Annotated in this window: 11 protein-coding genes; 2 read left to right on the plus strand and 9 right to left on the minus strand. The window is 66.5% G+C overall.

The genetic code is table 11. The features are described from left to right. Positions 1–243 precede the first annotated feature (243 nt). On the plus strand, positions 244–1,581 hold the full coding sequence (locus OHB21_RS00285) for a hypothetical protein (protein ID WP_328435870.1): 1,338 nt from the start codon (positions 244–246) through the stop codon (positions 1,579–1,581). Here the strand turns inward: OHB21_RS00285 and OHB21_RS00290 are convergent. The 6 genes from OHB21_RS00290 to OHB21_RS00315 form a co-directional block, all read right to left on the minus strand. Continuing rightward, positions 1,562–2,326: a 2'-5' RNA ligase family protein gene (locus OHB21_RS00290; RefSeq protein WP_328436921.1), complete on the minus strand. Its 765-nt coding sequence runs from the start codon at positions 2,324–2,326 to the stop codon at positions 1,562–1,564. The two genes, OHB21_RS00285 and OHB21_RS00290, sit on opposite strands and share 20 nt — an antisense overlap. A gap of 231 nt (positions 2,327–2,557) precedes the next feature. Continuing rightward, on the minus strand, positions 2,558–2,974 hold the full coding sequence (locus OHB21_RS00295) for a YbaB/EbfC family nucleoid-associated protein (protein ID WP_195142854.1): 417 nt from the start codon (positions 2,972–2,974) through the stop codon (positions 2,558–2,560). Further along, positions 2,971–3,681: a HEAT repeat domain-containing protein gene (locus tag OHB21_RS00300; protein ID WP_328436924.1), complete on the minus strand. Its 711-nt coding sequence runs from the start codon at positions 3,679–3,681 to the stop codon at positions 2,971–2,973. Before OHB21_RS00300 ends, OHB21_RS00295 begins: the two co-directional genes overlap by 4 nt. After that, positions 3,678–5,039 carry a putative toxin gene (locus OHB21_RS00305; RefSeq protein WP_328436926.1) on the minus strand — a complete coding sequence of 454 codons (1,362 nt, stop codon included), beginning with the start codon at positions 5,037–5,039 and terminating at the stop codon, positions 3,678–3,680. Before OHB21_RS00305 ends, OHB21_RS00300 begins: the two co-directional genes overlap by 4 nt. A 14-nt stretch (positions 5,040–5,053) precedes the next feature. Further along, positions 5,054–5,344, minus strand: coding sequence for a WXG100 family type VII secretion target (locus tag OHB21_RS00310; protein WP_195142843.1), 291 nt, complete (start codon positions 5,342–5,344; stop codon positions 5,054–5,056). After that, on the minus strand, positions 5,341–5,661 hold the full coding sequence (locus tag OHB21_RS00315) for a WXG100 family type VII secretion target (protein ID WP_195142844.1): 321 nt from the start codon (positions 5,659–5,661) through the stop codon (positions 5,341–5,343). The genes OHB21_RS00310 and OHB21_RS00315 overlap by 4 nt, the downstream gene beginning before the upstream one ends. Positions 5,662–5,729: 68 nt before the next feature. On the opposite strand from OHB21_RS00315, the gene OHB21_RS00320 reads away from it, so the two are divergent. Beyond that, positions 5,730–6,158 carry a hypothetical protein gene (locus OHB21_RS00320; protein ID WP_067509201.1) on the plus strand — a complete coding sequence of 143 codons (429 nt, stop codon included), beginning with the start codon at positions 5,730–5,732 and terminating at the stop codon, positions 6,156–6,158. Positions 6,159–6,188: 30 nt separating this feature from the next. Here the strand turns inward: OHB21_RS00320 and OHB21_RS00325 are convergent, their stop codons facing one another. The 3 genes from OHB21_RS00325 to mobF form a co-directional block, all read right to left on the minus strand. Next, positions 6,189–6,554: a hypothetical protein gene (locus tag OHB21_RS00325; RefSeq protein WP_195142845.1), complete on the minus strand. Its 366-nt coding sequence runs from the start codon at positions 6,552–6,554 to the stop codon at positions 6,189–6,191. Positions 6,555–7,204: 650 nt separating this feature from the next. Then, positions 7,205–8,488, minus strand: a complete 1,284-nt coding sequence (locus OHB21_RS00330; RefSeq protein ID WP_328436931.1) for an IS256 family transposase — start codon at positions 8,486–8,488, stop codon at positions 7,205–7,207. Positions 8,489–8,616: 128 nt separating this feature from the next. After that, on the minus strand, positions 8,617–14,160 hold the full coding sequence (mobF, locus tag OHB21_RS00335) for a MobF family relaxase (protein WP_328436932.1): 5,544 nt from the start codon (positions 14,158–14,160) through the stop codon (positions 8,617–8,619). Between the last annotated feature and the right edge of the window lie 194 nt (positions 14,161–14,354).

The raw sequence follows: 14,354 nt of genomic DNA on the forward strand, positions 1-14,354 counted from the left end.
CGCCTCCCTGCCAGGCTCGTCGGGTCAACGAGCACCCGGTACCGTGGACGCTCGTGCCCGCCCACCTCCACTCCCGGCGGGCGAGCACGCCGTGCAAGGGGTCACGGCGGATTTCCCCGGTACCGGGTGCCGGGTTTCAGCCTGCCCCGCAGGAGGTTTGGTCCGGAACCGCGTTATGGCGGCGTATCGTGGGCGTATTGTGGGCATTTGCCCAGTTCAAACGCATGCGCAGAGGTGGGGATCATGGTCAGAGGGCGGGAATGGACCGGATTCGAAGCAGCAGCCCTGCAAGAGGCGATGCGCTGTTCGGTCCGGGATTTCGCGGCGATGCTGGGCATCGAGACGACCACCGTGACCAACTGGCGGACTGGTCTGGGCAGTGTTAGACCGCGTACCAAAGCTCAAGGCATTCTCGACACCACGTATCAGCAGCGCACCACGCCCGAAGATCGGGAGCGGTTCGCCCAGATCGTGGCCGAGGGTGAAGCAGCATGGCGCCGACGGCGTTCATCCGCATCACGGCAGCGCGACTTACCCGAGCCGGTCGCGGCCATCGTGGCAGCAGACCACGACGTTTTCGAGGGGCCGTCCGAGGTGGTCGAGCGGATGCGTCTCCTTCAAACCCGGGAAGTCGATGACGCGGTGCTCGATGTCATCGATCTGGCGCTTGCCGATCTCCTTGACCGCTACGAGCTGGAGGGGCCCGTCCGCCTCGCGGGTGAAGTGCGCGCGTTGCGCCGGGAAGTCGATGCGCTACTCGACCTGTGCCGTCAGCCGCGACAATCGCAACGGCTGTTCCGGCTGGCGGGACAACTCGCCGGCGTGCTCGGCTACATGGCGGTCAACCGCGGTCGCTTCCACCACGCGAACATCTACAGTCGCGAGGCGTTGAGCGTCGCCGAGTTCATCCAGGACACCGACCTGCAAGCCTGGGCCAAGGGGACACAGAGCTTTTGCGCCTACTACAAGGGCGACTACCCCGGGGCCGTTGCGCTGGCCGAAGAGGGCATCCGACTCGCGGCTGGTGGTCCACAAGCGATTCGGCTCTACACCAACGGACTTGCCAGAGCACTGGGCCGGTTCGGCGACAGGACCGGCGTCGAGCGCGCGATCGACGCGGCGATGTCGGTCGCCTCGACAGTCGACACGCCGTCTGGCTTGAGCCCGGCACTGTCGTTCGCGGCGTACAGCGAGGCTCGATGGAAAGCCAACGCGGCCACCGCGTATCTCACCGTGGGTGAATACGATAAGTCCCTCGCGTACGGCCGACAGGTCGAAGACCTTGTCAATTCCTCGGATTCGGCATGGAGCCGTTCGTTGGTGCGATTGGATATGGCCACCGCGTTGGTGCACCAGCCACACCCGGACATCGAGTACGCCATGGATCTCGGTATCGAAGCACTCGACGCCTCACGCCACCGTCCGATTCGCTCGGTCTGGCAACGATCCCACGACCTCGCGAACGCGGTCGCGACCGTCGATACACGCAAAGTCGATGACTACATCGGCGAGCTACGCGAATGGACGGCCAGCGCCAAACCGATCGCCGCTCCCGAAAACCCTACGTCCCCAGCGCAATAGCGGCGCACTCCACCCAACGATACCGATGGTCGGTCCTCCACAGGCGAACAAGCTTCACCCGATCGACCGACACCGAAACCGGCTCGATGTCGCGCAGTGCCGCGACCATCTCGATCACCGGAGCCGCCGGACGCCGCTGATTGTTGTACGCGATGCCCAAATGCGGGCGAAACCGCGACGTCGGCTTCGGCGCAGGCGTGGGGCGAACGCTGATCACGCTCATCCGCAGCCGCTCATGGAGATCCACCAGCCGCTCCCAAGGCGTCACCGACAGGCGAATTGCGCTGCGCGAGCCCGCCAACGGCCCCACCTCCACCGAGAACGACGCCAGGCCGGCCAGCCGCTGTTCGGCGGCCGCGACGAACTGCGGTAGTTCCGGGTCTGTGATGTCGTCGGCCGCGCCCACCTTCACGAGCGTCACGTGCAAACCTTCGGGTGGAATCAGATCCAGATCCGTCGTATCGAGGCGATCCTGACACCGCGCGGCCAGCGCGACAAGTTCCTCTTCGGCGAAAGTCAGATACCAGTAGTACGCCGCGTAGCCCGGCACCCACGCCTTGAGACTCCAATGATCCTCGAGCTGCACCAGCTCCTTGTACGCGCGCCAATCGTTCACGCGAATCGCCTCGGCATCGGCGAGCGAGTCGGGTACGCCCGGGGGAAACGAAACGCCACCGGCCACCTCGTCGTCCATCCCAGCATCACCGTGCAGCGAGCGGTCAGCAGTGTTGAAGCGACGATTCACAACGCTGAGTCTAGGTGTCCCCGCGCGGCGGAAGGCCGCCTCATCGCATGCCCACATCCTGTCGAGCGCACACCAGCCAACGGCGGCCCCCACCGCCGTCGAGCGCGGCGAAGATCAGTCGTCTCGCCAATGTGGGACCTGGTCACGAACCCGGCATCGCACGGCAGCCTGGCTGCCGCGCGCCGATCCGGATCGGTCGCCGGGGCGTGGTTCGTCTTGGAGTTGCAGCGGTCAGAATGGTTGCGCCGCATCGTGATCGCCGGGGTTCTGACGTACTTGCGGGTAGTGGGGAGCCGGGCGCACGATGCTCGCGGTGGCAGGGTTGATGGACTCGATGATCTCGAGCAGCTGTTGCTGGGCGGTGTCGAGGTCATCGAGTTCGGCGGCGACGCGGTCTGCCGCGCGACGGGTTGCTCGTTGCGCTGTCCGGGTGATCATTTCACCGAGTTGGTTTCGGCTGAGTCGTTCGGTGCCGGGGCCGAGAGTGACGTCGAGGAGAGCTCCGCTGGCATTCACGCGAACGCGGACAAGCCGGTCGGTCGTTTCGGCTTCTGCTTCGACGGCCTGGATGCGAACCTTCGCCTGTTCCATCAGCTGGCGTTGCCGTTCGAGCAGCTCGGTGAGCGCGGCGTCGGTGGCGTCGGTCATTCTGGGAGCTTCTTCAGGGCTCGGATCGCGGCCTTGCGGACGTCGCTGCTGGTGTTCGTGACGAACGGCTCGATGAGGTGGCGAACGCCTTCTGCTTTCATCGTGCCCAGAGCGTTGAGCGCGGCGACGACAGCGCGGCCGTCGAGTTCACGGATCGCGCGTTCGCGGGCTTGGGCGGTCTTTACTTTCCCGAGGTACTCGATCAGGGGATAGCGGCCCGTTGTGTCGGGTGGGAGTTCATCGAGGACCGCAGCTATCTGTGGGAAGTGTGCTGGCGTGGCGATGCGTGCCAGGCCCTGGCACGCCCAGTCGCGTTGGGGCCGTGGCAGCGGTGGTTGTCGTCGAAGCTGAGCGATGAGCAGGCTTATGACCTGGTCGTTGCCTCTGGCGGCGGGATCGATGAGGTTACGGATGAGCCCGGACCGGATGGTGGACCGGTGCTCGGTTTCCGATCCCGGGATCTTGGTTTCGAGGTTCGCCAGCCATTCCACGAAGATCGGAATACCTGCGGGGATCGTGCGCGGGCCGTTGGCGAGATCGTCCAGGGTGTAGCAGGGCACCCCGGCCGCGGCGAGTTCTTCCATGAGGCGCCGGTCGAACCCGTCGCGTCCGTGAACGTAGCGGGCGGGCAGATCGTTCATCCACTCCGTACCGCCGTTCTCGCTTCCCGGGGGCATGCCGATGTAGCTAACGGTCATTGCGGTCATTTCTTATCGTTGTTGTCATCGAGTTCTTTCCGAATGAGCTGGATCTGTCCGCTGTCGATCAGTGCCTGGATCTCCGGGCTGTTGATCTTGGTCCGGTGGTCGACGATCAAGGTCATCGTGTAACCGTTCTCCTGCGCCCACTGAGCTTCAGTGAGGATCTGCTTCTTGTCAGGGCTAATCTCGTTGGTGTTCTTGACCTCAACCACCTGCTTGTTGACATCATCGACCCGGTCGGGGACCACCTCGGTGGTCTTGATACTGCCGTCAGGTTGGGTGACATCGACGTAGACGGTGCGCTTACGGCCCGCCGGGTTGATCCCGGATCGTCGTTCCCCTTCATCACCGGCAGCCTTGTTCTCGGTTTCGTTGCGGAACTTGACTTCCTCGGTGTTGCGCGGTGTGCGGTCGAGAATGGAGGACAGCACCTTCGTTCCCTCATTGACCATGCCGTAGATGCCGGAGTTGGAACTGACCGCCTCGGCGACCTTGGTTTCGATGTTGCCCAGGCGCGCGTCGATGGCGGCGGCGTAGGCGCGCTTGTTCATCTCGATGGCGCGGTCGATGTTGCGCCGAAGGCGCGAGCCACCGGGCAGGATGTAGGTCGGAATCTTGTCGGCCTCGTAGGAGGCTACGATCGCGGCCAGGAGCTTCAGCGACGTACGGCAATCGTCCTTGGCCGAATCCGCAGTCTGCGCGACATCCCTGCAGGCATAGGACAGATACGTCGCCGCATCCGCGGTGGCCGCAATGGCGGTACAGACGTTCACGACATCCTCGACATATGCTTCGAGCACAACATCCTCGGCTTGCGCAGCCGCAGGGAACGCGCCATTTACCTCGTTGTAGAGGGTGGTGGCCAGCTCGGACTTCTTCGTGCCATAGGCGGCGAGTTGTTCACCGACCTTGCCGATGCGCGTTTCGTCGCAGTCGGCCCACACCTTGGCTACGAAATCCTCGACCAGCGACCAGAACGTCGGATTGTCCTCCTTTCCGCCGACCGACAGTTGCTTGATCGGGGGGCTTGTCACCAACGTCGAGCCCTCGGGCGGTTTCGGCGGCGCGGTCTTCGGGCCTTCGTGCGAGTTGCTCTCACTCACGTCCAGGTTGTTGCCAGCCAGGTGGATCAGAAAGCCGAGCTCTCGGGCCGCGATCGCCCCGAGTCCGCCGGCCTCGAACGCATCGGACAGGCTTTGGTCGAAACTCATCGCCCACTGCGGACCGCCATACGGATACAGCCCCGCCGACCGTGAGATATCGAGGCCCTTGTCCAAGTCCAGAAGATCGGTCTCCAGGGTCAGACTCGCCTCAATGAGCTTGCGCGCTACCAGATAGTAGTCATCCGAATCCACCGTGGTCATCGCGGTCCCCCTCGCTACCGGCCCGTCATGGAGCGGTTTGCTTCCTCGGCCTTGATGTAGTTCTCCAGCGCGGTGCTCACCCGATCGCGCAGCGCCCGCAACTGCTCGATCAGCGGACCGGTTCCGGACTGCCAGCCTTGATGCGCGGTGTCGAACGACGCTGCCGCCGCACCAGAGAACCCCAACAGGAGCGCCTCCGCGGTTCTCTTCACCGCATCGCGCTCACCGCTGATCGCGTCGATCTGTTTGTCCAGCACATCGACGAACCGCTGCATCGCCGCTAGATCATAGCTGCGCGCGGTCATGGCAGGTCGAGGCTCGATGTGGTCGAGGTGACGGTATCCGCGTTCTGATCATCCTGCTCGGTCAACGTGTTCGCTGTGGTTGTCAGGCTGGTCGCGAACTCGCTGATTTTGTCGATATGCTGGCCGAGTCTCGGCCGCAACTCCTCCCACACGGCTGAGGCCTGGCCAGCTGCCGGGCCTGACCACAGTTGCGCGAGGCTTTCGTGTTCGGCGCGCATCGCTGACAACGCCTCGTGCAACCGGAAATGATGCCCACGCAGATCCGTGGCCGCCTGCCGCAATGCCGCAGGGTCGGCTTGTAGACTGCCCTCGGCCATCGGCTACCCCCTGTCTCCGCACTGAACGGTAGCCACTGTATATCGCGACCGGCAAGGTGGGGACTCGCATGGACTGGCGGAGCACAGCCTCTCAACAAGCGCAACACGACCTTGACACACTCTTGCGCGACGCTGTCAACGCCGCCGCCCGGACTTTCGAATCCGCCGACACTTTCGATCCGTTCATGCTGGTCATCGACCTCAACGGCAACACCACGATCCGCAGTCTTCCACCCGGCGGGCCTGCCCGAACCGAGCAACAGTTCCTCACCGACGTCCAGCTCCCAGCCGACCGCCAGCAACTGCGTGCTCGCGCCGCCGTCTTCGATGTCACCGCTACAGCGCCCATTACCGGCGACGCGATCAAGGCGATCCTGGAACACCGCGACGGCGTCGTAATCGACGTCCTCGTGCCCTACACTCTCACCCCCGAACGACTCGACATCCGCCTCAACGCCGCCAACGCTGCGGTTGGAACGCCCCGGCTCTGGGCTTGACCCAAGCCCCAGGCTCCTTGCCAGCGCACCTCAGACCGCCAGCTGCACTCCGTCGAGAATCGTGGTCACATCAGCGCGGATCGCGTCGGTCGCCGCAGCGTTCACCCGCCCGGTGACCATCACCGGATACACCGCCTCGCCAACCTCTATCGCAACACCCAGGTGGTCGTCACGCACCCCGGCGGGAGGGGTCGACGTCGAAGCTGCACGAATCCCACTGTGCCCACACACATTGACCCGCTCATAGCCATCCTGCTCCCACCCGTTGTCCGCGCGCGCCAGCAGCTCCAGCCGCGCCCAAGCGCCCTCCACGCTTCGCTCTGCCGCCAGTAGCGTGACCGCCACCGTCCCATTCGGATTACCGAACCGCCCTGCCACGACGTCGCTGCGGGACACTGTTAATCCCGAACCACCGCCACTGGCCGTAGTCGCCTCCTCCCACCCCTCAAGCCGAGGAATCGACAACGTGAACGGACGCTCGGACGTCGGCTCCAGCGAGAACGTCGACCCGGAGGCTGCGGCTGCCGCACACGAGTAGACCTGAGCCACTGCGGAGCCGGGCGCATTCGTCGTCGCCGTGCCCGTATCCGATGTCGTCTCCGCCGAACACCCCGCCATCGTGACGGCGCACAACCCAACGACCACCAGCCGCCGAATCCCCAACACGACTCCTTCCGCGCGCCAGCCTGTCAGACGATCACCCTAACGAGCCTCAACCACGTTTCCACTCCGCGCCAATGCCTACCTGCACTGCTTCGCGCCGTGGGCGCAGCGTCGCCCACAGCGCTCCGCAGCCCACATACGGCTCGGTGCTTCCACGGGGTCTGTCCAGATAATTGATAGGCCACCCCAGTCTGGCAGCAGGTCGTGCCTCCGGAAGTCTCTGTCACAGCCGAGCCCGCCATCCGCTCAGCTTTGCCCTGCACGCATCTTGCATTCGGGCGACTAAGTCGTGTTGATGTCCACCTGACGCGAAACTCGAAGTGCGACTATGGCCTACCGGTTGTCAAGGGACTATCTCGCTAAAGGTGTTTCCGGCGGTTCTCTCAGTAGGTTCGGGCGTCGGGCCAGCGGTCGGCGAAGGTGATCGCGAACGCGTTGACCGCAGGCTTCCAGCGCATCGTCCATCGTGCCCGACCGGCGCCGGTCGGGTCGAGTGAACGAGTCACCAGATACAGGCATTTCAGGGCGGCTTGCTCGGTGGGGAAATGCCCTCGGGCCTTGATCGCGCGCCGGTAGCGGGCGTTGAGCGACTCGATCGCGTTCGTCGAGCAGATCACCCGCCTGATCTCGATGTCGTAGTCGAGGAACGGGATGAACTCATCCCATGCGTTGTGCCACAGGCGGATGATGGCCCCGTATTTCGAGCCCCAGCGTTCGGTCAGCTCATCGAGCGCTGCCCGGGCTGCATCTGCGTTTACCGCGGTATAGATCGGTTTCACGTCCCGTTTCAGCGCGTCCCAGTGCTGGCGTCCGGCCAGCCGGAAGGTGTTGCGGATCAAGTGGATGATGCAGGTCTGCACCGTGGCCAGCGGCCACACGTTGCCGACCACCTCCGGCAGGCCTTTGAGCCCGTCGCAGACCAGGAAGAAGACATCCTTGACCCCGCGGTTACGGATCTCGGTGAGCACACTCATCCAGAACTTCGCGCCCTCACCACCGCTGCCGGCCCACAGGCCGAGGATGTCCTTCTCCCCGGTCACGGTGACCCCGATCGCGGCATAGATCGGCCGGTTGGCGACTTGACCGTCGCGCACCTTCACGACCAGCGCGTCGATGAAGATCGCGACATACACCTCGTCCAGGGGTCGGCTCGACCATTCCTGCATCTCCGCGACGACTTTGTCGGTGATCCGGGAGACCGTCTCCTTGGACACCGACGCGCCATAGATCTCAGCGAAATGCGCCGAAATCTCCCCGGTTGTGAGGCCTTTCGCATACAACGACAGCACGATCTCATCGACCCCGGACAATCGGCGCTGCCGCTTGCGCACGATCTGCGGTTGAAAGCTGCCGTCCCGGTCGCGCGGCACCTCGATCGGCACCGGCCCGGTCGTCTCGGTCAACACCGTCTTCGATCTGGTCCCATTACGCACATTCACCGATTCCCGGCCCTCGGGCGCCTGGTTGGGTTCATACCCCAAGTGCTCGGTCATCTCCTCGTTCAGCGCGGTCTCGAGGACGGTCTTGGTGAACTGCTGCAGCAACCCGTCGGGCCCCGTCAGGGACAAGCCCTGCTGTTTGGCCATCCTCACCAACTCCGCCGCTGCCAGCTGCTCGGCCGAGGCCTCGGCCTTCTTCTTCGCCACGGCATCAAGTGTCGTCATCACGGCACCTTCCCGCTGACCATCCGATCAGCGAATCAGGCCGGAAACACCCATAAATCCACAGTCCCGTTGTCAACGCTCTGAATGAACTCTGGCGACCGTGGTCGCTGGGCTGAGCCCATGGGGGTTTGTCAGAGTCCGGCGTCATAGCCGGGACCGAGTACAGGTGTTTCAGTGTCGGGGATCTCGGTGTCGTCCAGGTGTCCGACGGTTGGGCTGGTTTGGGCGCGGTGATCGAGTTCGGCGCGCAGCGCCTGGAGTTCGGTGTGCGACTGTGGCGAGACTATGGTGTGCGTCGCTGGGCTTGTCGGGGTTGGGTTTTCGTTGATGCGGCTGAGGGTTTGGGGCCAGGTGGAGGGGTGGCCGGCGAGGTTGATGGCGTCGCGGTGGGTGCTTTCGGCGTGTGCGTGGGTGGCGTTATGTCTGCGGAGGAGTCGTTGTTGGTCGCCGAGTAGTGCGTCGATGCGTTGCTGAAGTGTGTGGCGTTCGGTCCGCCGTCGGGTGGGTGTGGCGTCGAGTGTGTCTCGGAGGTGCTGGGTTTCGGCGTGGTTGCGTTGGAGTGCTTGGCTGGCTTGTTGGTGGCGGCGGGCGGCGGTTGTGGCGCGTTCGATGGCGGCGCGGGCGGTGCTGTCGGCGTCGTGATCGGGATCAGGGCTGGGGGGTGTGGCGGTGTGGAGTTGTTGTTCGATGTCGTGGATGCGTTGTGTGAGTTCGGTGTTGGTGAGTAGGGCGTGGGGGGTGAGGAGGTGGGGGTGGTTGTCGATCCAGGTGTGGATGGCCATGCGGGTGGCGAGGTAGTGCTGTTGGAGGGTGGTGCGGGTGGCGTGGAGGTCGCGGCGTAGGCGGGCGGCGAGTTGGTGGGGTGGGTGGTGGGTGGCGTAGTAGTCGCAGCGGGCGGTGATGCGGTTGCGGGGGTGGTGGTCGGGGATGCCGGGTTGGTTGTTGTCGCGGCATTCGCTGCAGAGTCCGTCGTTGGATTGGCGATGGGGCGGGGGTTCGAGGTCGATGTTAAGGCGTTCGAGTCCGCAGCAGACGCACGGGAGGTCGAGTGTGGGGGTGAGTGTCCAGGCGTCGGTGTCGCGGGCGGGTGCGGTGTCGGGGTAGCGCTGCTCCTCGGGGAGCTGGATGCCGCTCTTGGCGCGTGGTTTTTGGTAGTAGGGGTGGGGTGCGCCTTCGGGGAGGGGGTTGTGGTCGGGGTCAGTGTCGAGGTCGGCGCGGCGGTCGAGGTAGTCCTGGTGGGCGCGCTGGGCGTCGGTTTCTGCGATGGTGCGGCGTGGTCGGGGTGGTGTGGTGTCGAGGCGGGTGTCGATGTCTGTGGCGGGGACGGGTGGGGTTGGTGGCGTGCGGGTGTCGTGGAGGTGTGGAAGGTGTTGGTGGAGTTGGGGGTTGGTGGTGGGGATGCAGGCGCGGATGAGGGTGGCGTATTCGGGGTGGAGGTGGTCGGCGGCCCAGCGCAGGCGGGCGACGGCGACGACGTAGGAGTGTTCGTTGAGGGTGGCGGCGACACGGTCGAGGATGTCGCGTTGTTCGGCGGTCAGGGTGTGGGTGAGGTGCCGGAACGCTGCTTTGGCGGCGCGGGTGTCCCCGGCGCGGAACAGTTCGGCGATGCGGGCGAGTTCGTCGGGGAGAGGGTCGGATTCGGTCTCGGCGGGTTCGGTCGCGGCCGGGTCGGTGGGGTGGGGCATGGCAGTGGTCTCCGCGGGTGGGGTGTGGGCCAGTTCGGTGTTCCACGGGGCGTGCCGGCGCGGGTTGGGCGTGGGTGTGGTGTGGGTGTGGTCGAGGCGTGACCACAGCGCGCTGGCGGGGAGGTCGTCGGGTAGTGGGCGTTGCGCGGCGGCGGTGGTGAGGTGGTGGGTGATGTCGATGCCGGCGCGGTGGGCGGTTTCGATGTCGGTGGCGATGATGGGCCAGTAGGGGTCGGTGGGCAGGCGTGGGTCGATTCGGCGGGCGATCTCGCTCCAGCGGGCGGTGGCGTTGTCGGTGTCGAGGACGGCGACGCGGGTGTCGAGGTGGTGTTGGTGGGTGCGTTCGAGCGCGGGTTGGCGGGGTGGTCCGGTGGGGCGCAGGTCGTGGGGGCCGACGTGTTGGGCGGCGCGCCAGACGGCGAGGTCGGCGACCAGGCCGGGATCGGGTCCGAGCAGCGGTCGCGCCCAGGCTGGTGCGGTGGTGGCGGTCCAGGTGAGGGCTTCGGTGCGGAGTTGGTCGGTGAGGGTGGTGATGATGCGGGCGCGGGCGTGCAGGTGCCCGCGCACGGTGGGGTCGGTGATGCCGTCGGGTATGGCGGGGGTCCAGGGCAGCGGCCCGCCGCGGGCGGAGTGGGCGCCGGTCGGGTCGAGTCGCCAGTCCAGGACTGCGGCCGGATCTCGGGCACTGTCGAGTTCGCGTTCGGCCGCCGCAGCGGTGAGGGCGGTGATCGGGTCGTGCCCGGACAGGGCGAGCACGGCCAGGTGCTGACGCAGGACCGGCCAGGCGGGGGCGTCGGCGAGGTGGGGGTAGACGGTGTCGGCGGCGTGATCGATGCGGGCGAGAAGGGTTGCGCCGACGGTGTTTTCGGCGGCGACACCGACAGCGTCGAGGTAGGTGTCGACCGCGGCGCCCAAGCGCGCGCGAGGCGCGAGGGCCTCGCGCAGGTGGGTGTGGGCGGACTGCTGGGCGCCGTCCCGGTCGAGGATGTGGAGCAGGACTTCGGTGGCGGTGCGCGGCATGATCGCGCGATCGCTGAGGAAATCGGCTTCGGTGCCGTCGAGGGTGGTGGGGACATAGACATGGTTGGCGCCGCGGCCGCGGGTGAGGGCCATGTAGAGCTGCTGGCGGGATTCGCCGCCGTCGAGGGCGATGTGGCAGGTGTCGACCGTCGCGCCCTGGGAGGAGTCGATGGTGGCGGCGTAGCCGAGGCGCACGCGGGAGCGCACGTAGTCGGCCGGCAGGGCCACGGTAGGTCCGGAGGATCGGCCGGGTCGGCGGCGTTGTGCGGTCAGCGACCCGTCGGGGGCGGTGTGGGTGACGGTCCAGGTGTCGCCGTTGCGGACCCAGTCGCCGTCGCTGGTGCGCAGGGCGCGGTTGTTGCGGGTGGTGCGGATCAGGTCCCCGATGCTGGCGTGGAGGCCGTCGGCGAGCGCGCATTCGGTGGTGGGGGGGCCGTCGCGGTGGAGGCGATCGGCGCGGGCGCGGGCGTTGAGGTCGGTGACGATGGTGTGGGTGGCGGCGAGCATGATGCTCGCGCGGCCGGCGAGGACGTCGGTGGCCCAGGCGGTGTAGGCGTTGTCGTGGGTGGCGCCGGGGTGCCCGGCGTGGACGCGGTCGTGGTCCAGATACCAGCCCAGCCCGATCGGATCGCCCTCGCGCAGCCGCAGTCCGGCCGCGGCTTCCCCGGCGGTGTTGAACCGCACGACCTCGCTGAGGACGGGGTCGGTGTCGGCGATGTCGGCTTCGACGCCGCTGGCGTCGATGGCCGGTAGTTGCCGGTCGTCACCGATCAGCCGGATCGAGGCGTCGCGAGAGGTCAGCCACCGCAGCAGTTTCCAGCGGGTGAGGGTGCCCATCTTGATCCACTCGTCGACGATGACGAGGGTGTCGGGTCCGATGTCGAGCACCCATTGCGGTATGGGCCGGGCTGTGTCGTTCTCGGCGAGGGCGAGGTGGGCGGGTGCGTGACCGTCGAGGATGTGCAGCAGTTTGTCGACGGTTTCGACCCGTCCGCCGATCTCGGCGGCCAGGACCGAGGCCGCCGAGGCCAGTGGCGCCAACCCGAGTACGGTGCCGCCGCCGGCCCGCCACGCGTCGGCCAGCACGGTCATCGCGGTCGTTTTCCCGGCACCGGCGGGCGCGTTGGTGGTCCGGATGCGGGGGCCGTCGGCGCGGGTGAACTCGGTGAGCAGGGCGACCTGGCCCGGATTGAGCGGGGTGTCGGGATGGGTCTGGTCGTGGCGGGTGACCGCGTCGGCGACCAGACGCGGGTCCAGGGCGCGCCCGCCGGGCTGGACGAACAGCTCGATCAGCTGGTGCTCGAGGGTCAGCATCCGCGCCGAGGTGTAGACGCTGTCGGCGTCGACTCCCGCGTACACGCTGGTGCCGTCGGCGCGCCGGAACATCTCCGGGGTCTGCGCGAGGACCGGTTCGAGCGCGGCATCGGGGTCCCCGCGCCGCACCACCCTGGCGGGCGCGAGCGCTTCGGCGAGCACCGCCTCGACCGCGGATGCCCACTCGTCACGGTCCACGTGGTCGCGGATCTGACGCTCGACTTCAGCGCGGACGTGCTGGTGCTGCCACACCGCGCGGTGCTGGCCGACCACTGCCACCACCTGGTCGGCGATCCGCTCTGCCCACTGCGCCGACCGCGGAATCGGTGGCCGCGGTAGGGGGTTCAACGCCGCGGTGACCGTGGCCGCGAGCTGGTCGCGGCCACCGAGGACCGTCGTGGCCGCGGCACGCCACTCGCCGCGCTGCTCGGCGAAAGATCGCACCGCCTTCTTGGCGGGGCGGGTCTGCAGGGTCGCGAGTTCGGCCAGCGCGTAGAGCTCGGTGGTGAGGGGTTCGCGTCCGAGCTCGGCCTGGAAGTCGGCGGCGAGCTGTCCCAGGCGAGCGGTGATCGCGGCATCACGCTGCGACCACGCCGTGATCAGTGTCAGTGGGACACCGACTATTTCGCGGATAGGGCGTTTGGCGGGGTCGGTGCCGGCCCGTTCGGCGAAACCGACACCGACATCGTGGGTGAGGTGGTGTTCGAGGCGGGTGTTGTAGATCTCGGAGACAGTGACCACGAATTTGTGCAGGGTGGCGCTGTCGAGGGTGCGCCACAACCCGCCCGCCAAGGTGCGGACCCGGTTACTGATCAGCACGTGCGTGTGCAGATCCGGGTCGCCGGCGCGGCTTTCCCGGTGGCGGAAACACGCCGCGACCACGCCCTCGACGTCGACGCGGCGGATCCCGTTGCGCCCCAGCCGGGTGTAGAGCGCGTGCTGTTCGAGCCACCGGATCGCGTCGGTCACCGCCTTGTCGTGGGCGGCTTCGATCCGCTGGGACACATTCAACGGGGCGATCGCCCACAACGCACTGACACTTTTCACCGGCGAGAAAGTGATATCGAACGCGGCGACCGCCGCTGATTTCGGCCGGGAATTCTTCGTCACCCATCCCGACAGCTCCCGCGGCCCCACCGGCGGCCGGTCGTATTCGGTGGTGAACATGGCGGTCGCGGCCCGGGTCCGGATCCGGGCGCGGTCTTCCTCGGGTACCGCAGTGAGCGGATCGAGGCCACGTTCGAGGTTGAATCGCGCGAATTCCCGCGCGCACCGACGCTGGAATTCGGGCACTTCCGCCGAGAACCGGAACGGCGACCCCAGTCGCGTCGCGCGATCCGCCGCGCGGGCGGCGTCGGCGGGTTCGGCACCGAGCGCGGACTCCATCTCGAAGATCAGGGACTCGATCGCCTCGGCGTCGGGGTGCCGGCCCAGCCCGTACAGGGACTTCATCTGCGCCTCGGTGACCTCCTCACCGACCGCGAGACCGAGCGCGGTCAACCCCGACCCGAGCCAGGTCCCCGGCGCTTCCCCATGCACCGAGTAATAGTCGCCCAGGCTCGACCGGCCCCGCCCCGTCTCGTCCTGCGTCGCCACATTCCGCAGGTAATACTCGTAGCCATTCCCCGCCACGACCCGATGCAGTGTCGCGGTCATACCTCCATCCAGCACCCGAATATCACCGGAAACAATGACCCAAATGTGCACAGTTTGTGCACACCCCCACAAAGCCCCAGATGTTTATCGGATCGTTATCCGGGATGCCAGAGGTCTGCTCTCTGAAAACGAGCGAGAAGGGTGAGATTTCAGGGGTGAGAGAGAAGGGAGAGGCGCGTCGAGGGTGGAGGAAG

Source organism: Nocardia puris (genome assembly GCF_036051655.1).
Lineage (GTDB): Bacteria > Actinomycetota > Actinomycetes > Mycobacteriales > Mycobacteriaceae > Nocardia > Nocardia puris.